28 protein-coding genes and 1 tRNA gene are annotated in these 17,817 nt (G+C 59.0%); 20 read left to right on the top strand and 9 right to left on the bottom strand.

The window, feature by feature from the left end; translation table 11 throughout:
* Positions 1-214 precede the first annotated feature (214 nt).
* The gene (locus TRP66_RS04175; protein ID WP_333400094.1) at positions 215-544 is read left to right on the top strand and encodes an I78 family peptidase inhibitor; all 330 of its coding nucleotides are present in this window, start codon (positions 215-217) and stop codon (positions 542-544) included.
* A gap of 65 nt (positions 545-609) precedes the next feature.
* Here TRP66_RS04175 and TRP66_RS04170 read toward each other — a convergent pair whose 3' ends face one another.
* Complete coding sequence (locus TRP66_RS04170; protein WP_024685433.1) at positions 610-822, bottom strand: cold-shock protein; 213 nt, start codon at positions 820-822, stop codon at positions 610-612.
* 289 nt (positions 823-1,111) lie between these two features.
* Entirely contained in the window at positions 1,112-1,420 is a 309-nt protein-coding gene (locus TRP66_RS04165) for a hypothetical protein (protein ID WP_333400093.1), read from the bottom strand.
* Between the two features lie 352 nt (positions 1,421-1,772).
* Between TRP66_RS04165 and thrS the strand changes: the two genes are divergently transcribed.
* From thrS to TRP66_RS04120, 9 genes are all read left to right on the top strand, one after another.
* Positions 1,773-3,695, top strand: coding sequence for a threonine--tRNA ligase (gene thrS / locus TRP66_RS04160; protein ID WP_333400092.1), 1,923 nt, complete (start codon positions 1,773-1,775; stop codon positions 3,693-3,695).
* Entirely contained in the window at positions 3,695-4,246 is a 552-nt protein-coding gene (gene infC / locus TRP66_RS04155) for a translation initiation factor IF-3 (protein ID WP_333400332.1), read from the top strand. The genes thrS and infC overlap by 1 nt, the downstream gene beginning before the upstream one ends.
* Before the next feature lie 60 nt (positions 4,247-4,306).
* Positions 4,307-4,501, top strand: a complete 195-nt coding sequence (gene rpmI / locus TRP66_RS04150; protein ID WP_027620572.1) for a 50S ribosomal protein L35 — start codon at positions 4,307-4,309, stop codon at positions 4,499-4,501.
* 28 nt (positions 4,502-4,529) lie between these two features.
* The gene (gene rplT / locus TRP66_RS04145; RefSeq protein WP_016963673.1) at positions 4,530-4,886 is read left to right on the top strand and encodes a 50S ribosomal protein L20; all 357 of its coding nucleotides are present in this window, start codon (positions 4,530-4,532) and stop codon (positions 4,884-4,886) included.
* 104 nt (positions 4,887-4,990) lie between these two features.
* On the top strand, positions 4,991-6,007 hold the full coding sequence (gene pheS / locus TRP66_RS04140; RefSeq protein ID WP_333400091.1) for a phenylalanine--tRNA ligase subunit alpha: 1,017 nt from the start codon (positions 4,991-4,993) through the stop codon (positions 6,005-6,007).
* 36 nt (positions 6,008-6,043) lie between these two features.
* The gene (gene pheT, locus TRP66_RS04135; protein ID WP_333400090.1) at positions 6,044-8,422 is read left to right on the top strand and encodes a phenylalanine--tRNA ligase subunit beta; all 2,379 of its coding nucleotides are present in this window, start codon (positions 6,044-6,046) and stop codon (positions 8,420-8,422) included.
* A 3-nt stretch (positions 8,423-8,425) separates the two neighbouring features.
* Positions 8,426-8,728, top strand: coding sequence for an integration host factor subunit alpha (gene ihfA, locus TRP66_RS04130; protein ID WP_002553164.1), 303 nt, complete (start codon positions 8,426-8,428; stop codon positions 8,726-8,728).
* Complete coding sequence (locus tag TRP66_RS04125; RefSeq protein ID WP_333400075.1) at positions 8,709-9,065, top strand: MerR family transcriptional regulator; 357 nt, start codon at positions 8,709-8,711, stop codon at positions 9,063-9,065. The genes ihfA and TRP66_RS04125 overlap by 20 nt, the downstream gene beginning before the upstream one ends.
* An 86-nt stretch (positions 9,066-9,151) precedes the next feature.
* Positions 9,152-9,228: transfer RNA gene (locus TRP66_RS04120), tRNA-Pro, on the top strand.
* Positions 9,229-9,311: 83 nt separating this feature from the next.
* On the opposite strand, the gene TRP66_RS04115 is transcribed toward TRP66_RS04120, so the two are convergent.
* On the bottom strand, positions 9,312-9,605 hold the full coding sequence (locus TRP66_RS04115) for an addiction module antidote protein (RefSeq protein ID WP_333400074.1): 294 nt from the start codon (positions 9,603-9,605) through the stop codon (positions 9,312-9,314).
* A 2-nt stretch (positions 9,606-9,607) separates the two neighbouring features.
* Positions 9,608-9,901, bottom strand: a complete 294-nt coding sequence (locus tag TRP66_RS04110; protein ID WP_333400073.1) for a type II toxin-antitoxin system RelE/ParE family toxin — start codon at positions 9,899-9,901, stop codon at positions 9,608-9,610.
* 270 nt (positions 9,902-10,171) lie between these two features.
* Here TRP66_RS04110 and TRP66_RS04105 point away from each other — a divergent pair, with 270 nt between their 5' ends.
* Complete coding sequence (locus TRP66_RS04105) at positions 10,172-10,456, top strand: hypothetical protein (RefSeq protein ID WP_333400072.1); 285 nt, start codon at positions 10,172-10,174, stop codon at positions 10,454-10,456.
* 22 nt (positions 10,457-10,478) lie between these two features.
* On the opposite strand, the gene TRP66_RS04100 is transcribed toward TRP66_RS04105, so the two are convergent.
* Positions 10,479-10,874 (bottom strand): hypothetical protein, encoded by a 396-nt coding sequence (locus tag TRP66_RS04100; RefSeq protein ID WP_333400071.1) that lies wholly within the window; start codon positions 10,872-10,874, stop codon positions 10,479-10,481.
* 57 nt (positions 10,875-10,931) lie between these two features.
* On the opposite strand from TRP66_RS04100, the gene TRP66_RS04095 reads away from it, so the two are divergent.
* Both TRP66_RS04095 and TRP66_RS04090 read left to right on the top strand, forming a co-directional pair.
* A complete protein-coding gene (locus TRP66_RS04095; protein ID WP_333400070.1) occupies positions 10,932-11,117 on the top strand; it encodes a hypothetical protein in 186 nt (61 codons plus the stop codon).
* Between the two features lie 121 nt (positions 11,118-11,238).
* Positions 11,239-11,748: a hypothetical protein gene (locus TRP66_RS04090; protein WP_333400069.1), complete on the top strand. Its 510-nt coding sequence runs from the start codon at positions 11,239-11,241 to the stop codon at positions 11,746-11,748.
* Here TRP66_RS04090 and TRP66_RS04085 read toward each other — a convergent pair.
* Complete coding sequence (locus TRP66_RS04085) at positions 11,733-11,942, bottom strand: hypothetical protein (RefSeq protein ID WP_333400068.1); 210 nt, start codon at positions 11,940-11,942, stop codon at positions 11,733-11,735. The two genes, TRP66_RS04090 and TRP66_RS04085, sit on opposite strands and share 16 nt — an antisense overlap.
* Positions 11,943-12,177: 235 nt before the next feature.
* Between TRP66_RS04085 and TRP66_RS04080 the strand changes: the two genes are divergently transcribed.
* Positions 12,178-12,411: a hypothetical protein gene (locus tag TRP66_RS04080; protein ID WP_333400067.1), complete on the top strand. Its 234-nt coding sequence runs from the start codon at positions 12,178-12,180 to the stop codon at positions 12,409-12,411.
* Positions 12,412-12,543: 132 nt separating this feature from the next.
* Positions 12,544-12,783: a hypothetical protein gene (locus tag TRP66_RS04075; RefSeq protein WP_333400066.1), complete on the top strand. Its 240-nt coding sequence runs from the start codon at positions 12,544-12,546 to the stop codon at positions 12,781-12,783.
* 38 nt (positions 12,784-12,821) lie between these two features.
* On the opposite strand, the gene TRP66_RS04070 is transcribed toward TRP66_RS04075, so the two are convergent.
* Positions 12,822-13,238, bottom strand: a complete 417-nt coding sequence (locus tag TRP66_RS04070; protein WP_333400065.1) for a hypothetical protein — start codon at positions 13,236-13,238, stop codon at positions 12,822-12,824.
* A gap of 113 nt (positions 13,239-13,351) precedes the next feature.
* Complete coding sequence (locus TRP66_RS04065) at positions 13,352-14,026, bottom strand: polysaccharide lyase family 7 protein (protein WP_333400064.1); 675 nt, start codon at positions 14,024-14,026, stop codon at positions 13,352-13,354.
* A gap of 233 nt (positions 14,027-14,259) precedes the next feature.
* Here TRP66_RS04065 and TRP66_RS04060 point away from each other — a divergent pair, with 233 nt between their 5' ends.
* Complete coding sequence (locus tag TRP66_RS04060; protein ID WP_333400063.1) at positions 14,260-14,574, top strand: DUF1654 domain-containing protein; 315 nt, start codon at positions 14,260-14,262, stop codon at positions 14,572-14,574.
* 48 nt (positions 14,575-14,622) lie between these two features.
* On the opposite strand, the gene TRP66_RS04055 is transcribed toward TRP66_RS04060, so the two are convergent.
* Positions 14,623-15,408, bottom strand: coding sequence for an XRE family transcriptional regulator (locus TRP66_RS04055; RefSeq protein ID WP_333400062.1), 786 nt, complete (start codon positions 15,406-15,408; stop codon positions 14,623-14,625).
* 103 nt (positions 15,409-15,511) lie between these two features.
* Here TRP66_RS04055 and TRP66_RS04050 point away from each other — a divergent pair, with 103 nt between their 5' ends.
* The 4 genes from TRP66_RS04050 (at position 15,512) to TRP66_RS04035 (ending at position 17,798) form a co-directional block, all read left to right on the top strand.
* Positions 15,512-15,739, top strand: a complete 228-nt coding sequence (locus TRP66_RS04050; RefSeq protein WP_333400061.1) for a helix-turn-helix transcriptional regulator — start codon at positions 15,512-15,514, stop codon at positions 15,737-15,739.
* Positions 15,740-15,850: 111 nt separating this feature from the next.
* Positions 15,851-16,393 carry a hypothetical protein gene (locus TRP66_RS04045; RefSeq protein ID WP_333400060.1) on the top strand — a complete coding sequence of 181 codons (543 nt, stop codon included), beginning with the start codon at positions 15,851-15,853 and terminating at the stop codon, positions 16,391-16,393.
* Positions 16,393-17,145, top strand: a complete 753-nt coding sequence (locus tag TRP66_RS04040; RefSeq protein ID WP_333400059.1) for a DnaT-like ssDNA-binding domain-containing protein — start codon at positions 16,393-16,395, stop codon at positions 17,143-17,145. Before TRP66_RS04045 ends, TRP66_RS04040 begins: the two co-directional genes overlap by 1 nt.
* Entirely contained in the window at positions 17,145-17,798 is a 654-nt protein-coding gene (locus tag TRP66_RS04035) for a replication protein P (protein ID WP_333400058.1), read from the top strand. The genes TRP66_RS04040 and TRP66_RS04035 overlap by 1 nt, the downstream gene beginning before the upstream one ends.
* Positions 17,799-17,817: the final 19 nt, after the last annotated feature.

The raw sequence follows: 17,817 nt of genomic DNA, 5'->3' as shown, positions 1-17,817 counted from the left end.
ATCCGCCGGTTCTGGCTGTATCCGCCGGAGCCCACAACGCGGGCTCCGGTCACATCTTTTGTCACGATTTGCAGGCCCTCTCCGTATGAGGGTCGGGCACACTGGCGCGCCCGATCAGCCATCCTCGCGCGACCTGAGTACATCCCTGGTGCAACCAACGCGCCCGAGCGCGGTCGCACAAAGGCTGATCATGTTTATCGATAGAGGAGGCTGTATGCCCTGGAAGTTTGCAACACTTGGTTTTGCCGTCGTGGCGTCGCTGCTGGCGGGCTGCAGCACCCCATCGGGCTCCGACGCAGAATCGAAAGCGCCGGCGGCGACCGCAACCAGCGTTGGCGATGGTCGTTGCGACGCCGAGGGTGGACAGTTCGCGGTCGGCAAGCAGGCGTCGATGGACCTGCTCAACCAGGTACGTACCCGTACCGGTGCGCAGGACGCCCGAATCCTGGGGCCTGACGACATGGTGACGCTGGAGTATCGCTCCGAGCGGGTCAACGTCAATACCGACGCTACCGGCAAGGTGGTGCGGGTCAACTGCGGGTGATGGCCAGGCTTCTTTGAGTCATAAAAAAACCCGTCAATGACGGGTTTTTTTTCGAGTCAGGTGGCTTAGACCACGGTGACTTCTTCTGCCTGCATGCCTTTCTGGCCTTTAGCAGCAACGAACGAAACGGTCTGACCTTCTTTCAGGCTCTTGAAACCGTCGCTCTGGATTGCTTTGAAGTGTACGAACAGGTCGTCACCGCCACCCTGTGGAGTGATGAAGCCGAAGCCTTTTTCATCGTTGAACCATTTTACGGTGCCGGTCTGGCGATTAGACATGGTGTATCTCCAAGAACATAATTTTCAATAGCGTGCTGCTCAGGCCAACTGGGCACACGGGGCTATCATAGTCCAAATACGCAAAAAAAAAGGCATGCAAACGGGAAGTTTGCTCATTTGAGCGAAATAAATGGCGGAAGGGCGCCGTTTTCAAAACGCGCCCTGCTGTTCACGCTTGCTCGAAAGTATTGGGAAGTGAGCTGAAAGCCCCGGTTTAAAGGGAATTCCGTCAATGGATTCACTAGTGGCGAAAAGACATCTAGTGCCGTGTCGTCATATTGTGAATATTTTATTTTTTAGGTTGTACGCAGTTTTCGGCGACCAGTTTCTGCATCTTGGCGGTCAGTTCGCTGCTGGGAGCGGCGCTGGAGTCATTCAGGGAAGCGGTTTCCTTCTCCGTGAAATGCGTGTCGACCTGCTTGGCACCACATTCGCAGTGGGCTTTGGCTACTTTGTCGTCAAGGTTCTGCTGCTTGGCGGCGCTGATGCATTCCTGGGTAAAGGTTGTGCGCGTCGAGCTGTCCATGGCGGCCTGGGCACCGAACGGGGCAAGGATCGCAGCGCAGGCGAGCAGGGCAGACAGGCTTGAAGGCTTCATGATGTTCTCCTGGGTTGAAAAATCTTACAGGTCTCGGTTAGTTCTGACGTCGCTGGGCCATTCCAGTTCAGACGAGGTATCTGTCGTTATCTATTTCGCTCTGTTTGACCCAGGTATGCCATTCGCAGCCGTGAGCTGTGCTAGGATGCGCGTCCCGTATCGTTATCGCACCGCGCTGGCACCTGTGTCCGGACCGGCGGGGCATTTTCGTATTCATCCAGTCATCTGGTTCGGTTCAAGGTTGGCCTGACGGCTCCTGCCACTGTGAGGCAGGCATACCACCGGATCACGTACTGGCTCATCCCAACCCATGTGACCTTTGGTAGGGGTCACCACTAGGAGAGGAGGCGCCATGCCAACCATCACTCTTCCCGACGGCAGTCAACGTTCATTCGATCACGCGGTTTCCGTAGCCGACGTCGCGCTTTCCATCGGCGCCGGTCTGGCCAAGGCCACCGTGGCCGGCAAGGTAGACGGCAAGCTCGTCGACGCCAGCGATCTGATCGAGCACGATGCCAGCCTGCAGATCATCACCCCCAAGGACCAGGAAGGACTGGAAATCATCCGTCACTCCTGCGCTCACCTGGTCGGGCACGCCGTCAAGCAGTTGTATCCGACCGCCAAGATGGTGATCGGTCCTGTGATCGACGACGGCTTCTATTACGATATCGCCTACGAGCGCCCGTTCACCCCGGACGACATGGCGGCGATCGAGCAGCGCATGCAGCAGTTGATCGAAAAAGACTACGACGTCATCAAGAAGGTGACCCCGCGTGCCGAGGTGATCGAAGTGTTCACCGCGCGCCAGGAAGACTACAAGTTGCGGCTGGTCGAAGACATGCCGGACGAGCAGGCGATGGGCCTGTACTACCACGAAGAGTACGTCGACATGTGCCGTGGCCCGCACGTGCCGAACACTCGCTTCCTCAAGTCTTTCAAACTCACCAAGCTTTCCGGCGCGTACTGGCGTGGCGATGCCAAGAACGAGCAGTTGCAGCGCGTATACGGCACCGCCTGGGCCGACAAGAAGCAGCTGGCGGCTTATATCCAGCGCATCGAAGAAGCCGAGAAGCGCGATCATCGCAAGATCGGCAAGCGTCTGGGCCTGTTCCATACCCAGGAAGAAGCGCCGGGCATGGTGTTCTGGCATCCGCAGGGCTGGACGCTTTACCAGGCTCTCGAGCAGTACATGCGCAAGGTGCAGCGCGAGAACGGCTATCTGGAGATCAAGACCCCGCAAGTGGTCGATCGCTCTCTGTGGGAAAAGTCCGGACACTGGGCCAACTACGCCGACAACATGTTCACCACCGAGTCGGAGAGCCGCGACTACGCGATCAAGCCGATGAACTGCCCATGCCATGTGCAGGTGTTCAACCAGGGGCTTAAAAGCTACCGCGAGTTGCCGCTGCGTCTGGCTGAATTCGGTGCCTGCCACCGCAACGAGCCGTCCGGCGCGCTGCACGGCATCATGCGTGTGCGCGGCTTCACTCAGGACGATGCGCACATCTTCTGTACCGAAGACCAGATGCAGTCCGAGTCCGCGGCCTTCATCAAGCTGACCCTGGACGTCTACGCCGATTTCGGTTTCAAGGACATCGAGCTCAAGCTGTCTACCCGCCCCGAGAAGCGTGTCGGTTCCGACGAACTCTGGGATCGTGCCGAAGCCGCGCTCGCTTCCGCGCTGGACAGCGCCGGCCTGCCATACGACCTGCAGCCGGGCGAGGGCGCTTTCTACGGTCCGAAGATCGAATTCTCGCTCAAGGATTGCCTGGGCCGGGTCTGGCAGTGCGGTACGCTGCAGCTGGACTTCAACCTGCCGATTCGCCTGAGCGCCGAATACGTTTCCGAAGACAACGGCCGCAAGCACCCGGTGATGCTGCACCGCGCGATCCTCGGTTCGTTCGAGCGTTTCATCGGCATCCTGATCGAGCACTACGAAGGTGCGTTCCCGGCCTGGCTGGCGCCGACCCAGGCGGTGATCATGAATATCACCGACAAGCAGGCCGATTTCGCCCTTGACGTGGAAAAAACTCTGGCTCAAAGCGGATTTCGTGCCAAGTCCGACTTGAGAAATGAAAAGATCGGCTTTAAAATCCGCGAGCATACCTTGCTCAAGGTTCCCTATCTCCTCGTCATCGGAGATCGGGAAGTTGAAACGCAAACTGTCGCTGTGCGTACTCGCGAAGGCGCCGACCTCGGATCGATGCCGGTCGCTCAATTCGCTGAATTCCTCGCACAAGCGGTTTCCCGGCGTGGTCGCCAAGATTCGGAGTAATTATTATTAAGCGTGAAATGAGACAAGATAAACGAGCTGCACCCAAGGCCCCGATCAATGAGAATATCTCGGCCCGCGAGGTTCGGTTAATTGGCGCTGACGGCGAGCAGATTGGCATCGTCTCGATTGATGAAGCGCTTCGTATCGCCGAAGAGGCGAAGCTGGATCTGGTAGAAATTTCTGCCGACGCGGTACCTCCGGTTTGCCGAGTCATGGACTACGGCAAGTCGATCTTCGAAAAGAAGAAGCAGATTGCTGCGGCGAAGAAGAACCAGAAGCAGATCCAGGTTAAAGAAATCAAGTTTCGTCCAGGGACGGAGGAAGGGGATTACCAGGTAAAACTACGCAACCTGGTACGTTTCCTGAGTGACGGGGACAGGGCCAAGGTGTCGTTGAGATTCCGCGGTCGTGAGATGGCCCACCAGGAGCTGGGCATGGAGCTGTTGAAGCGGGTCGAAGCCGACCTCGCCGAATACGGTTCCGTTGAGCAGCATCCTAAGATGGAAGGACGCCAGCTGATCATGGTCATCGCCCCGAAAAAGAAGAAGTAACCACCAGGGCACGGCAGGCCTTGCGGTTATGTTTATCAACTGAATGCGGAGTATCCGAACATGCCAAAGATGAAGACTAAAAGTGGTGCAGCGAAGCGGTTTCTGAAAACCGCCAACGGCATCAAGCACAAGCACGCTTTCAAGAGCCACATCCTGACCAAAATGTCGACAAAGCGTAAGCGTCAACTGCGCGGTAGCAGCCTGCTGCACGCATCTGACGTGGCTAAAGTCGAGCGCATGCTGCGCCTTCGTTAATTTTGATCAAGATCTAGAGGAATAACTCATGGCTCGTGTTAAGCGTGGCGTCATTGCCCGTAAGCGTCACAAAAAAATTCTGAAACTTGCTAAAGGCTACTATGGTGCACGTTCGCGCGTGTTCCGCGTTGCCAAGCAAGCGGTAATCAAGGCAGGCCAGTACGCCTACCGTGACCGTCGTCAGAAGAAGCGTCAGTTCCGCGCTCTGTGGATCGCTCGTATCAACGCTGGTGCGCGTACCAACGGTCTGTCCTACAGCCGTCTGATCGCTGGCCTGAAAAAAGCGTCGATCGAAATCGACCGCAAGGTTCTGGCCGATCTGGCAGTGAACGAAAAAGCGGCGTTTGCTGCGATTGTCGAGAAAGCTAAAGCCACTCTGGCCTAAGTCCCCGACAATCACTGGCCCCGGTTTTCCGGGGTCGGTGTTGAACGTCATAAATAGGGGAAGAGCCTTCAGCTCTTCCCCTATTTCGTATCTGGAGTCTGTACATGGAAAACCTGGACGCGCTGGTCTCTCAAGCTCTTGAGGCTGTGCAACGCGCAGAAGATATCAATGCCCTGGAGCAAATCCGGGTTCAATACCTTGGCAAGAAGGGCGAGCTGACTCAGGTGATGAAGACCCTGGGCAATCTTCCCGCTGAAGAGCGCCCCCAGGTCGGCGCGCTGATCAACGTCGCCAAGGAACGTGTCACAGAGGTTCTCAATGCTCGCAAGGCGTCGTTCGAGGAAGCGGAACTGACCGCCAGACTCGCTGCCGAGTGCATTGACGTGACCCTGCCGGGCCGTGGCCAGACCACAGGTGGTCTGCATCCGATCACCCGGACTCTGGAACGTATCGAACAATTCTTCACGCACATCGGGTACGGCATTGCCGAAGGTCCCGAGGTGGAAGACGATTACCACAACTTCGAAGCGCTCAACATCCCAGGCCATCACCCGGCCCGTGCGATGCATGACACCTTCTATTTCAACGCGAACATGCTCCTGCGCACCCATACCTCGCCCGTGCAGGTACGGACCATGGAGTCCCGGCAGCCGCCGATTCGCATCGTCTGCCCGGGCCGCGTCTATCGCTGCGACTCGGATATCACTCACTCGCCGATGTTTCACCAGATCGAGGGCCTGCTGGTCGATCGCGACATCAATTTCGCGGACCTCAAGGGCACCATCGAAGAATTTCTGCGCGTGTTCTTCGAGAAAGAGCTGGCGGTACGCTTCCGTCCTTCGTTCTTCCCGTTCACCGAGCCGTCGGCCGAAGTCGACATGGAATGCGTGATGTGCAGCGGCAAGGGCTGCCGCGTCTGCAAACAGACCGGCTGGCTGGAAGTGATGGGTTGCGGCATGGTGCATCCCAATGTGCTGCGCATGTCCGGGATCGATCCCGAAGAATTCCAGGGTTTTGCATTCGGCATGGGCGTAGAGCGCCTCGCCATGCTGCGTTACGGCGTCAATGATTTGCGCCTGTTCTTCGACAACGACTTGCGGTTCCTCGCGCAATTTCGCTAGGTCGCACGCCCGTAACGTATTTATCAGGAGAGCAGGATGAAATTCAGTGAACAATGGCTGCGCGGCTGGGTAAGCCCGCAGGTTTCCCGTGACGAGCTGGTAGCTCGTCTTTCCATGGCGGGTCTGGAGGTCGACAGCGTGACCCCGGCGGCCGGCGAGTTCTCGGGCGTAGTGGTTGGCGAAGTGCTGAGCACCGAACAGCACCCTGACGCCGACAAACTGCGGGTGTGTCAGGTCAGCAATGGCAGCGAGACTTTCCAGGTCGTGTGCGGAGCGCCGAACGTGCGCCCGGGTCTGAAGATCCCGTTCGCGATGATCGGCGCGCAGCTGCCCGGCGACTTCAAGATCAAGAAAGCCAAACTGCGGGGCGTGGAGTCCAACGGCATGCTGTGCTCGGCTGCCGAGTTGCAGGCGGGCGAGGGTAACGATGGCCTGATGGAGCTGCCGGCCGACGCGCCTGTAGGTCAGGACATTCGCGCTTATCTGGAGCTCGACGATGCCAGCATCGAAGTTGACCTGACCCCGAACCGCGGCGACTGTCTGTCGCTGGCAGGTCTGGCGCGGGAAGTCGGCGCGCTTTACGGTGTTGACGTCAGCCGTCCACAGATCGCCCCGGTGGCCGCCGTGCATGACGAAGTCCGCCCGGTGGAAGTTCTGGCGCCGGCGGCCTGCCCCCGCTATCTGGGTCGTGTCATCCGTAACGTCGATCTGTCGCGCCCGACTCCTCTCTGGATGGTCGAGCGCCTGCGGCGTTCCGACATTCGCAGCATCGATGCCGCGGTCGACATCACCAACTATGTAATGATCGAGCTCGGCCAGCCGCTGCACGCTTTCGATCTTGCCGAAATCAACGGCGGGATTCGCGTACGCATGGCCGAAGAGGGCGAGAAGCTCGTCCTGCTGGATGGCCAGGAAGTCACCCTGCGACCGGACACCCTGGTCATCGCCGACCACCAGCGCGCCCTGGCGATTGCCGGCATCATGGGTGGCGAGCATAGCGGTGTGACCGCAGCTACCAGGGATATCTTCCTGGAAAGTGCGTTCTTCGACACCATCTCGGTAGCGGGCAAGGCGCGCTCCTATGGCCTGCACACCGACGCATCGCACCGCTACGAGCGAGGCGTGGACTGGCAGCTGGCTCGTGAAGCCATGGAACGCGCCACCGCATTGCTGCTGGAGATTACTGGCGGTGAAGCCGGCCCGGTGATCGAAGCCGCCAGCGAGCAGCACCTGCCGTCCGTTGCACCGGTAACCCTGCGCGCCGGCCGCGTCGAGCAGATGCTGGGCCTGGTGATCGAAAACGCCGAGATCGAGCGCCTGCTCAGGGCTCTTGGCCTGGCCGTCAGTGCCGATGGTGAAGGTCAGTGGCGCGTGGAGGTGCCGAGTCACCGCTTCGATATCAGTCTGGAAGTCGATCTGATCGAAGAGCTGGCCCGCCTGTACGGCTACAACCGCCTGCCGGTTCGCTACCCGCAAGCCCGTCTGGCGCCCACTGCTCGGGCCGAAGCGAAAGGCGAGCTGCCGGAGCTGCGCCGTCTGCTGGTTGCTCGCGGCTACCAGGAAGCGATCACCTACAGCTTTATCGATCCGAAATGGTTCGAGCTGTTCAACCCGGGTGTCCAGCCGCTGACGCTGGCGAATCCGATTTCCAACGACATGGCGGCCATGCGTTCGTCGTTGTGGCCGGGACTGGTCAAGGCGCTGCAGCACAACCTCAATCGGCAGCAGGATCGTGTCCGGATGTTCGAAAGCGGCCTGCGTTTCGTCGGTCAGCTTGGCGAACTCAAGCAGGAACCGATGCTCGCCGGCGTAGTGTGCGGCAGCCGTCTGCCGGAAGGCTGGGCGCAAGGGCGTGACGCTGTGGATTTCTTCGATGTGAAGGCCGATGTCGAAGCCGTGCTGGGATATGCCGGCGCACTGAACGATTTCACCTTCAAGCCGGCTCAGCATTCGGCGCTGCATCCTGGCCAGACAGCACGTATCGAGCGCGACGGTCGGGAAGTCGGTTTCCTGGGCGCGCTTCATCCGGAGCTGTCCAAGACCTTGGGTCTGGACCGTCCGGTCTACGTTTTCGAACTGGTTCTTGCCGAAGTCGCCACCGGCCGTCTGCCGAAATTCCACGAGCTGTCGCGCTTCCCGGAAGTGCGTCGCGACCTGGCATTGCTGGCCGATCGGGATGTCGCGGCCAGCGCCGTTCTCGACGTAATCCGCGAAAATGCCGGAGAATGGCTGACAGACCTCAGGCTGTTTGACGTCTATCAGGGTAAAGGCATTGATCCGCATAGAAAAAGCCTTGCAGTCGGCTTGACCTGGCAGCATCCATCGCGCACTCTTAATGACGATGAGGTAAACGCAACCACACTTGCTATCCTCACCTCACTTGAGGAGAGGTTGAACGCCACATTAAGGAAGTAGCGTATGGGGGCTCTGACGAAAGCTGAAATGGCCGAACGTCTGTACGAAGAGCTGGGCCTGAACAAGCGTGAAGCCAAGGAATTGGTCGAGCTGTTCTTTGAGGAAATCAGGCACGCTCTGGAAGATAACGAGCAGGTCAAATTGTCCGGATTCGGCAATTTTGACCTGCGGGATAAACGCCAACGGCCCGGGAGAAATCCCAAGACCGGTGAAGAAATCCCTATCACCGCTCGCCGTGTGGTCACATTTCGTCCAGGGCAGAAATTGAAAGCCCGAGTTGAAGCCTATGCTGGAACCAAGTCATAACGACGAGCTGCCGCCGATTCCCGGCAAACGCTACTTCACCATTGGTGAAGTCAGCGAGCTCTGCGCGGTAAAACCGCACGTTCTACGTTATTGGGAACAGGAATTTCCTCAGCTCAACCCCGTCAAGCGCCGCGGGAACCGACGGTATTATCAGCGCCAGGATGTGCTGATGATCCGACAGATCCGCGGCTTGCTTTATGACCAGGGTTTCACCATCGGTGGAGCCCGCCTGCGGCTCTCCAGTGGAGAACCCAAGGATGATGCCCAGCAGTACAAGCAGATGATTCGGCAGATGATTGCCGAACTGGAAGATGTTCTGGTCGTGCTCCGCACTTGATTTTCACCAGATACTTCCATATTTCAAAAGCTTAGGGTATATTCCTCATCGCTTTTGCAAGTTGCGAAGCGAGTTACACGCCTAGTCGGGGCGTAGCGCAGTCCGGTAGCGCACTAGCATGGGGTGCTAGGGGTCGAGTGTTCGAATCACTCCGTCCCGACCATATTTTGATAAGGGGATCAGTCACTTACGGTGCTGATCCCCTTTTTCGTTCAAGTCTTGCGCAAAACCCGCGCAAAACCTGATTTAGTGGTGAGGAAAGACCGTCGGCTGCATTTTGATGCCGATCGCGTTCATCACCTTGATCATCGTTTCAAAGCGCGGCTTGGCGCCTGGCGCCAGAGCCTTGTACAGGCTAGCCGGGCCCAGGCCGGAGTCCTTTGCAATTTGCGCCATGCCGCGTGCTTTGGCGACATAACCGACAGCACGGATCAGTTCGTCAGCATCGCCCTCGGCCCATACTTGGGCAACGTATTCATTGATCGCTTCGTCGCTGTCGAGCATCGCCGCCATATCGAACGGCATCAGGGTCTCGCTCATGGTCAAACCTCCTTGGCCATTTTCCTGGCCCGCTTGATATCGGCAGGCTGAGTGGATTTGTCGCCGCCTACCAACAGGATGATCAGCACCTGGTCACGGGTTGTGTAGTAGACACGGTAGCCTGCGCCCACGTCGACGCGCATCTCGGATACGCCATCACCAACAGATTTGACGTCGCCCAGGTTACCTGCGGAGGCCCGTTCGATTCGCCGGGCGATTGCGATTTTCGCTCGTAGATCCCGGACGGCAGCATGCCACTGGGCAAAGGTTTTGGTCTGTTGGATCAGATAGGTCATGTGTGCAAAGTGTATCCGAGTGGAGACACAAAATCTAAGGGCGCAACAGCCGCCTGTCTATAAAGGCGCTGTGCCAGTTGTCCGGGTGGCTCGGCTGGACGTGGCGCTTTTGACCGCCTAGTCGAGATCCGTCTGGTATGGCCGGACAGTTCGGTGCTCAAAAGTTTGAACCCTGCGGGTCTCCAGTCGCTCTGTATGTTAGAGCACGCGAGAGCTCCCCTGGCACAGGTCGTCGCTGCCTTGCCGGGGTCACCTACTCAGGTAGCAGATATGGACATGTACCGGTTTCGCGTGAGCACCCATCCCCAGGCTGTAGAAGGGCCTGAGACCTTTGTCAGGCGGTTGCATGATTCGAATTCGATCAATGCGGTGCTCCTTCTCGCGGTGGAGTGCGACGATTTCATTCGGGAATCCCTGTCCACTGCCTGCATGACTCGGGCGGATGCTGACGCGCTGCATCGTCTGTTCGATCAGGAAGTCAACGCCAGGCTAGGGTGTCTACGGGATCTGCATTGGTTGAGCGGCAATTGCGTGTCGCTGAGTCACGATCTCTGAAAGTGCTCCGTTCACGAGCTCATCAACCGTTGACCTGAACGGCCAGTAACGCGCGCTCTTTGCTCAAAGGCTGTACAAGTCCGGGGGAGCTGCCGAGCTTGGTGTACAGGAAGTAGTGATCCTGGCTGTCACGCACGATCCGATAGACCTCTGCGCTTCTGTCCGTGCTCGGCGTAGTGACCTTGTCTACCAGAAGCTCGTAGTGCTCGATGTTCAACGCGCCGAGGGCAGTGCGGAATTCTGCATCCAGCTTGTCCCTGCCTCGCTTGCGTGCGTAGAACATCAGGGCGAGCAGGGCGGCGAAGAGTAAATAAGGCAACAATTTCACAGCGACAAATCCTTCATTCATTCGATTGGCATTATGACCGCACTCAAAGGTGGGCATGACAGCTTGTGCCGGCAAAACCCAGGACGGCATCGACAGTCTGCCGGCTATCCCTTATGGTTCATGGAGCAATCAATAAGGAGAATCATCATGGGCAAGATTGCCAGACATCCATTCTATGTTGCGGGAATCCCGCTGTTGGCCACAGGCTGTGCTTTCGCGGCGGTGGGCGCATCGGGGCAGGAGGCGTTCGCCTGGACGGCGGCAGGGCTACTGGTGCCTGGCGTGGTTCTGCTCACGATGGGGATCTGGCGAAGTCGTAACGCGCGGGCTTGAGTGCCGGACAAGCGGGCTCAAGTAAAGCGACAGGCTGACGATGTAGTGGTCATAGAGAGTATTTTGGATCCAAAACCGCTTCATGGACGACTCGAAGGTTGCTGACTGCGGGTCACTGAACATGCTGAAAATCGCTGGACTCATTGCTACCGCGTTATCGCTCGGCGCTTGCGTTGATCCTCCGGGCGATACCGCGACTCCCGCGCCAGTCGCCATCAGCGGCGTCAACATCGAGATGAACAATGTCGATGGGATCGTCAGCGTCTGGTTGACCGTCGAAAACCCGCATGACATGGCCCTCAGCGATCTGAGCATTCATCTGGTGCCTCGTGACGAGGACGGCCGGCTGATTAAAACCGCCCACCTCGAACTCCAGGCTGCACGTCCGATCAGGGCGGGCGAGACGGTAGGACCGATACGGGTCAGTGCGGTCACTCAAGGTCATCAGGTCAGTTGCGTCGAGCTGTATCACGTGCGGGCTGTGCTGCCTGACAATTCGATCCATTTCGTATCCGGTCCAGGGACCGCAGACCTCGTAGCCGGAGAGCCGGACGGCTTATGCCGCGCTACGGGCGGCGAGCAGGCTGTCATCTCTCGCAACGGCGAGCGTTCGACTCAACCCGGCGTCTGAATCAGCGCCAGGGTCATTCTGACGAATTCTTCGTTCTGATCGATCACGTCGAGTGCACCCCGTACCGTATCGGCGATTTCCGCTGAGCCCTGCTGCTCGACCCAGTTCGAGAGTTCGAGAATGGCGGATTCAATGGCGATCTGGTTTTCGTACAGTTTGGAAAGCAGGGGAGGCAACAGGTCTGAATTCGGCATGGACTTTTCCTCTTTTGCCGTTCAGCTTAGCAGCGCCAGGTTCCCAAGTGCCGCCAGGCTTCGCCGGTTAAGGGTGCGGGGCTGGTTATGAGGGCGCGAGATTAGGATCGCCACCTTTCATAGGACTCCTTTCACAAAGCCTGAACTATTTTGGCGAATCCCCGTCTTCTTCATCGAACCTGATCAATTGACAGGCTCTGTCGCCGATTTTGGGAATCCCATGGAAGGAGAGGTCATGTCGCAAGTTACATACGAAGGCAGCCGGGTCTACGGCAGCAATGGCGTGGAGTTAGGGCATATCGATGCGCAAGGCCAGGTCCGGCTAGGCGGGACTCTGACCTTCAAGATTGTGCGTAATGCGATCTACTCCATGCATGGCCAGCATCTTGGAACGCTGGCTGGTGGCGTCGGGCTTACTGACAGAGGGCAGTTCATTCTCGCGGTAGAAGGGCTTCGCGCCTGGGATTGAACGCAGCTGACTCGACCTCTGACGCCGTCGCTTGATAGGGAATTCAGATTTGGATAGCTAAAGGCTATTGGAGTTTTTATCCAAGACGGTCTAAATGTTGACGGGTCGATTTCGTAGAGTCAGGTCCTGTCCATGTTCCGCAACTCTCCAGTGATATCCGCGACATACCGTAGCTACCGGGTCGAGGTGCGGCTATTGCACGTGCCTCTGGGCGTGATGAGCGAACTCAAGCTATTCCAGGAGTACGGGGCACATCGATGCCTGGTGTTCTGCGACCGTGGGACCTTCCGTGATGAAGAGGAAGCGGCGCGGAGCCTGGCTCGTCAGGTGTGTCGCTATGTCGATGATCTGATCGAGCGCAATGCCGCCTAGCCCGCCAGGACTGCGCGTACCTCATGGGCGGTTCCCGGTTACAATTCGTCGTCTTCATCCTTGGCGATCAGGCCTTCCCTGACCTGCGGTTCGAGCAGCCGCGCCGCGATCTGACGCAGGGCCTCATCAGCATCCGGCATGCCCAGCATTTCCGCGGCGGCGCTCGCGGCCTCCGACGCCGCCTTCCGGCGCGCGGCCACTATCAAGCGGCCGAGCACTGAAGGACTGGTACCACAACCACTCAGCCGCTCCGATGCAAACTCGTCCACCGCAATGGCGAACTGTTCGAAGGTCACGCCCTGAACGGCGTGCAGCCTGCGTTTGAAGAGCACATCGCCGCCGATCAGTAATTGCTCCACCCCATCTTCGATCCATCTGAGTCCGCGTGTGTCTTCATCGTCCGTCGGCTGTCGATGATCGTATTCGAACTGTGCACGCTTGAATGGCGCATCCATGATTGCCCGCCTTTGCGAGGGATTCGAAATATCGACTGGCGCGCTGCGGCGAATACGCGGCGCCAGCCAGACAGCCCCGTACGGTGCTTGCACGCCCGTACGGGGCCGGGCAGTCAGCCGTGACTGACCGCCAGGTCGCTGATGACGCAGATCGAGCCGTCCGAAGCAGGGGTACTGTCGCTGTAATCGATCTGGTTATAGATCCCGCCGTGGAACCCTAGGATCTGGGAAAACCACGAGGAGTCCATCTGCAGCGGCCCGGAGGTGCCGGAAGCCCCGTTGCAGACCGCTGTCACGGTGGCAACACCCGCAGAGGTCACCTTGATCGTGACTTCGAACGGGGTATTGAGCGGAACGTTAGCCAGCACGGTAGAGTTGACCGGGTCCGGCTGGTTGAAACTCTGACGAAACCCCATGGTGATCTTGCCCTTCTGCCAGAAGACCTTGATAGCGGGGCTGTCATCGTTCTTCACATGTACCTGGGAGATCACCACTTTCTGCGCGGAATTGACTTTGCTCAGGGTCATTTTCTGGTGATTCACGTGCAGCGGCGCGCTGGCGATCGACCAATAGGCATTTTCTTTCCACTCGCAGCGAGTGCGGCGCGTGCTTTTACTCGACGCCCCTTTGGTCGGCGCTGAAAACTGTACCGATCCATCACTCAGTTCGGTCAGCACGCTGGGAAACTGCGCCAGCGCCTGAGCGCCATTGAGTTCCAGCGCAACGGGGTTAGTGGCGGATGTTGCCACCGGGGTGGCGATTTTGAAATTGCTGATGTTTACGGTCATGGTATGGCTCCTCGACGATAAAAATCATGGCTTGGCAGGATTGCCAGGCCAACCGGACGTGTGGCCTGCACAGGATTCACGACGCCGGCGCTTATAAAATCACACTATGTGTTTGGCAGTGTCAACACGTATCGTGTTTCAATAGATTGTCCTACGCGAACGGTTATCTTTTCCTACCTGATTGGCTATGCTGGATATTCACTGTATGGATGTACAGCTATCAGGGAGTCACTATGGTCATGCAGCAAAATTCGGCGGCGCAGTCGCGCCAGGTGCTGAGCGGAACGGAACGTCTTGCTTTGCGCGTATCAGCGATGATCAACCATCCGGTGGCGCAGACGCAGCGTTGGGTCAGAATCCACCGGTTGGACTCGGATCTGGAGAGTGACTGGGAGCAGGTGATGGAAGTTCTGGTGGCCATCGACGAGCTGGACCTGCAGTTCAACGACGACGATAGCGTGACGCTCAGGTGGGACGGTCCTGGCGATCACGATCAGGTGGTGATGGAAAACGAGATTGAAATGGCGTGCGCGCCGCCGCCGTTCTGATGACGAAAAAAGGCCCGCCGACAGGCGGGCTTCCCTTCAAACGTCGCCTCAGGCCTTGCGCACGTTCCAGATCAGCAGCACCTTGGCATGAATGGTCACGTCCTCGACCCTCGCGACCAGATCCTTGTGCTTGGGATTGTCCGAGATCAGCCAGAAATGCTCGGCGTCCTGGACCTGCAGACGTTTGATGTACAGCAGCCCATGCCAGGTAACCACGTAGATGCCGTCGCCGACGAACTCATTGACGCCTCGGTCGACGATTACCGGGTCTTTGTCGTTGATGGTGCCTTCCATGCTCTGGCCCCAGCCGGTTATCACGGCCAGTGCGGCGGCCGAGGTATAGCTGACGCCTTTCTCTCGCAGGATTTCTTCACGCACGATCAGGTTGCGGATGGCTTCGTTGTAGTCCGCGGGGACCTGGCCGTGACCCATCGCGCCCCGAATGTCGTACTGCGGAATGTGGATTTCGTCGTCCGGCGCCAGTACCGGGCCTGAAACAGGTCGCCCGATGTCCGTCTCGACCGCGGCGGCAACGATGCGTTGCCGTGCTTCGACAGACAGGCCCCGTCCATGTCGGGCGAGCATTTGTCGCACCAGATCGGCAGAGGAGGCCTCGACGTTCGAAGCTGGCTGTTCGAGCAACAGCTCCGACTCTTCTACTCCCAATGCTTTGGCGATCACGCCGATATCGGCCAGTGAGGGCTCTCTGGAGTCCGCCTCGTAGTTGCCGATGCGCGACTGGGACTTCCAGCCGCAAGCCTCGGCCAGCTGGGCCTGGGACATCTTTGCCTGGGTTCTCAAGCGCTTGATGCGCCTGCCAATGGATTCATTCATGGCCGGATTCAATCACGAAACGAAATAACCGGCTTTCACTTATTGTGTTTGCACAAATCACGAAACGTGATTATGGTGAGACTGTCCATTGAGGAGATTTCCCATGAATCAGGTTCGCGCGATCCGGAAACACGCAGGTATCAGCCAGGCGGACTTGCGCCGGGCGCTGGGCTGGAGCCAGCCCAGGTTGGCCAACTACGAGTCTGGCTTGCGCAAGCCGGGGCTGCAGCAGGCACGCCAGATAGTAGCGGCGCTCAATCTGCTGGGCGCTCGCTGCGAGCTGAACGATGCCTTTCCGCCGCCTGCGTTCGATAAACAGTCGGCGGCCTGAGCAACGGCAGAGCAGAAAATGAGGAGGTAAACACAAAGCTTGAGGCACAAAAAAGCCGGGGCGCAATCCCGGCTCTTTCAACTGGGTCGTTCCACCACAGTGAGGCCGATTATGCACGCGAGAATCATCCCCGTACAGGCGACCGGACAGACACCGGTCGATCCTTCGCCGTCGGACATCGTCTGGCCGGCATCCCTGGTCGAGTCGATATGCAGCGCTCTGGCGGGCGGACAGGACAGTTGGGTCCTGACGGTCCGGATCGACAGCCTGCCTGAACAGCCCGCACAACCTGCGAGTCTGTTCCACGCGGGCATGACCGCCGCACAGTTCTGCAAAGGGCTCAACGGCGTCAACCTCATGCAGCTCGGGCACTTTCTCAAGCGCCGTCGCTGGCTGTACAACGAGAGTACCTCCGGGGTGCGCTGGCGTGTGGCGTCCTACGCGCGTGACAGGTACATGGCGGAGCAGCGATCGCATATCGCACCGCAGGGCAAGGAACCCTTCGTTGCCCATACGCCGGTATTGCTGCCCAAGGGGGCGCAACGTCTCTACGAGCTGTACCGCGCTGGCAAGCTGCCCATGAAAAAAGGCTGGGACGGTTGCTTCACGGCGCTTGATTCCGATTCGCTGAACCGCGCGGGGAGGAACGCCTGATGGCCCGCATACGTACCATCAAGCCAGAGTTCTGGTCGAGCGAACAGGTCATGTCCTGCCGGCCGCTCGCCCGCTTGTTATTCATCGGTCTGTGGAATTTCTGCGACGACGGCGGCAATCATCCGCTGGCGCCGAGGACCATCAAGGCGCTGGTCTTTCCCGGCGATCCGACCACCGCCGAGGAAGTGGGCGAGCTGCTTGAGGAACTGAACGCCGCCGGTCTCACTGAACACTACTGTGTCGAAGAGCGGCATTACCTGCATATACGTGGCTGGCGCCACCAGAAAATCGAGAAACGCAATTACAAGTACCCCGCACCCGGCGGCGAAGTCGGCGAGCACTCGTCGACGGCTCGCCGACCGCTCGGCGAATCATCGTCGAGCCCGATGCAGGTGACCGGCACCGGAGGGGAAGGGGAATGGACAGGAGAACACAACACGCCTGATCCGGCTCGTGCCGATGCGGCGATGACCCTGGACTGGGTGCCAGACCCGGCACTGCTGCGGGCCTACGCCGCGCGAATGGGCATCGCGGTCGAGCATTTCACTCGTCAGGCGACTGCGGCATTCGTGTGTCACTACTCGGCGACCGGACGCCGCGAGAGCGAGACCGCCTGGGTGTGCCTGCTGGTCAAGTGGGTCAAGCGGGACCGGGCCACCGCCAGCAACGTCCGCGCCTTTCCGGCCCGCCGATCCGGTACAGGGCCGAACTTCGACGACACGTCGTGGGCCGTCGATCTAGGAGCACTGTGATGAAATCCGCCAGCGAACTTATTCCTGTCATCGAGGCGTCGGCACATCGGGAGGACGGACCGTCGCGCATCGACCCGGACACCGTCAAAGTGGTAAATCTGCTGTTTCGGGAGCTGCAGGCGATCTTTCCCGCATGGCGCCAAGCATGGCCCGACGACGACACGCTTCAGGCCGCCAAACGCAGCTGGGTCAAGGCTTTCATGAGCCAGGGCATCGACCGGATCGGCCAGGTCCGGCACGGCATCGAGCAATGTCGAACGCTCGCGACGGCCTTTGCGCCCAGCGTCGGCCAGTTCATTGCGATGTCCCGTCCTGCTCCCGAGCGGCTGGGCCTCCCTCCAGTCGAGCAGGCTTACGCGCAGGCGATTGCCAATGCCCATCCAGGCAAAGCGCGCGCCGCCAGTTGGTCCCATCAGGCGGTTTACCACGCAGCGGTGCAGTGCGGCTTTCACGCTCTGCTCACGCTGCCGGGCGAGGCGAGCCGTCAGCTGTTCGAGCGTAACTACCAGATCACCGTGCGCAGGCTGATCGACGGCCTGCCGCTGCGCGACATACCCGCTGGCCTGCCTTCGCGCAGCGTCGGGCAGCGAACGCCGGAGGTCGGCAACCGGGCGCTGGCGCTGTTGCGCCAGAGCCGCGTAAAGGCCGCTTGAGGCGTAGCCACAAGGAAGG

Origin of the sequence: Pseudomonas sp. JDS28PS106 (assembly GCF_036706555.1) — a bacterium.
Lineage (GTDB): Bacteria > Pseudomonadota > Gammaproteobacteria > Pseudomonadales > Pseudomonadaceae > Aquipseudomonas.
Note: the sequence above shows the minus strand (reverse complement) of the source record. Positions and strands in the feature narration are given on the sequence as shown.

Coding starts and splice junctions, on each gene's coding strand:
- TRP66_RS04040 (WP_333400059.1), top strand. CDS start 16,393: ATGGCCCGCATACGTACCATCAAGCCAGAGTTCTGGTCGAGCGAACAG.
- rplT (WP_016963673.1), top strand. CDS start 4,530: ATGGCTCGTGTTAAGCGTGGCGTCATTGCCCGTAAGCGTCACAAAAAA.
- TRP66_RS04065 (WP_333400064.1), bottom strand. CDS start 14,026: ATGACCGTAAACATCAGCAATTTCAAAATCGCCACCCCGGTGGCAACA.
- rpmI (WP_027620572.1), top strand. CDS start 4,307: ATGCCAAAGATGAAGACTAAAAGTGGTGCAGCGAAGCGGTTTCTGAAA.
- TRP66_RS04085 (WP_333400068.1), bottom strand. CDS start 11,942: ATGCCGAATTCAGACCTGTTGCCTCCCCTGCTTTCCAAACTGTACGAA.
- TRP66_RS04050 (WP_333400061.1), top strand. CDS start 15,512: ATGAATCAGGTTCGCGCGATCCGGAAACACGCAGGTATCAGCCAGGCG.
- TRP66_RS04125 (WP_333400075.1), top strand. CDS start 8,709: ATGCTGGAACCAAGTCATAACGACGAGCTGCCGCCGATTCCCGGCAAA.
- TRP66_RS04095 (WP_333400070.1), top strand. CDS start 10,932: ATGGGCAAGATTGCCAGACATCCATTCTATGTTGCGGGAATCCCGCTG.
- thrS (WP_333400092.1), top strand. CDS start 1,773: ATGCCAACCATCACTCTTCCCGACGGCAGTCAACGTTCATTCGATCAC.
- TRP66_RS04175 (WP_333400094.1), top strand. CDS start 215: ATGCCCTGGAAGTTTGCAACACTTGGTTTTGCCGTCGTGGCGTCGCTG.
- ihfA (WP_002553164.1), top strand. CDS start 8,426: ATGGGGGCTCTGACGAAAGCTGAAATGGCCGAACGTCTGTACGAAGAG.
- TRP66_RS04165 (WP_333400093.1), bottom strand. CDS start 1,420: ATGAAGCCTTCAAGCCTGTCTGCCCTGCTCGCCTGCGCTGCGATCCTT.
- TRP66_RS04070 (WP_333400065.1), bottom strand. CDS start 13,238: ATGGATGCGCCATTCAAGCGTGCACAGTTCGAATACGATCATCGACAG.
- TRP66_RS04045 (WP_333400060.1), top strand. CDS start 15,851: ATGCACGCGAGAATCATCCCCGTACAGGCGACCGGACAGACACCGGTC.
- pheS (WP_333400091.1), top strand. CDS start 4,991: ATGGAAAACCTGGACGCGCTGGTCTCTCAAGCTCTTGAGGCTGTGCAA.
- TRP66_RS04170 (WP_024685433.1), bottom strand. CDS start 822: ATGTCTAATCGCCAGACCGGCACCGTAAAATGGTTCAACGATGAAAAA.
- TRP66_RS04035 (WP_333400058.1), top strand. CDS start 17,145: ATGAAATCCGCCAGCGAACTTATTCCTGTCATCGAGGCGTCGGCACAT.
- TRP66_RS04115 (WP_333400074.1), bottom strand. CDS start 9,605: ATGAGCGAGACCCTGATGCCGTTCGATATGGCGGCGATGCTCGACAGC.
- pheT (WP_333400090.1), top strand. CDS start 6,044: ATGAAATTCAGTGAACAATGGCTGCGCGGCTGGGTAAGCCCGCAGGTT.
- TRP66_RS04060 (WP_333400063.1), top strand. CDS start 14,260: ATGGTCATGCAGCAAAATTCGGCGGCGCAGTCGCGCCAGGTGCTGAGC.
- TRP66_RS04055 (WP_333400062.1), bottom strand. CDS start 15,408: ATGAATGAATCCATTGGCAGGCGCATCAAGCGCTTGAGAACCCAGGCA.
- TRP66_RS04090 (WP_333400069.1), top strand. CDS start 11,239: ATGCTGAAAATCGCTGGACTCATTGCTACCGCGTTATCGCTCGGCGCT.
- TRP66_RS04105 (WP_333400072.1), top strand. CDS start 10,172: ATGGACATGTACCGGTTTCGCGTGAGCACCCATCCCCAGGCTGTAGAA.
- TRP66_RS04100 (WP_333400071.1), bottom strand. CDS start 10,874: ATGCCGTCCTGGGTTTTGCCGGCACAAGCTGTCATGCCCACCTTTGAG.
- TRP66_RS04110 (WP_333400073.1), bottom strand. CDS start 9,901: ATGACCTATCTGATCCAACAGACCAAAACCTTTGCCCAGTGGCATGCT.
- TRP66_RS04080 (WP_333400067.1), top strand. CDS start 12,178: ATGTCGCAAGTTACATACGAAGGCAGCCGGGTCTACGGCAGCAATGGC.
- TRP66_RS04075 (WP_333400066.1), top strand. CDS start 12,544: ATGTTCCGCAACTCTCCAGTGATATCCGCGACATACCGTAGCTACCGG.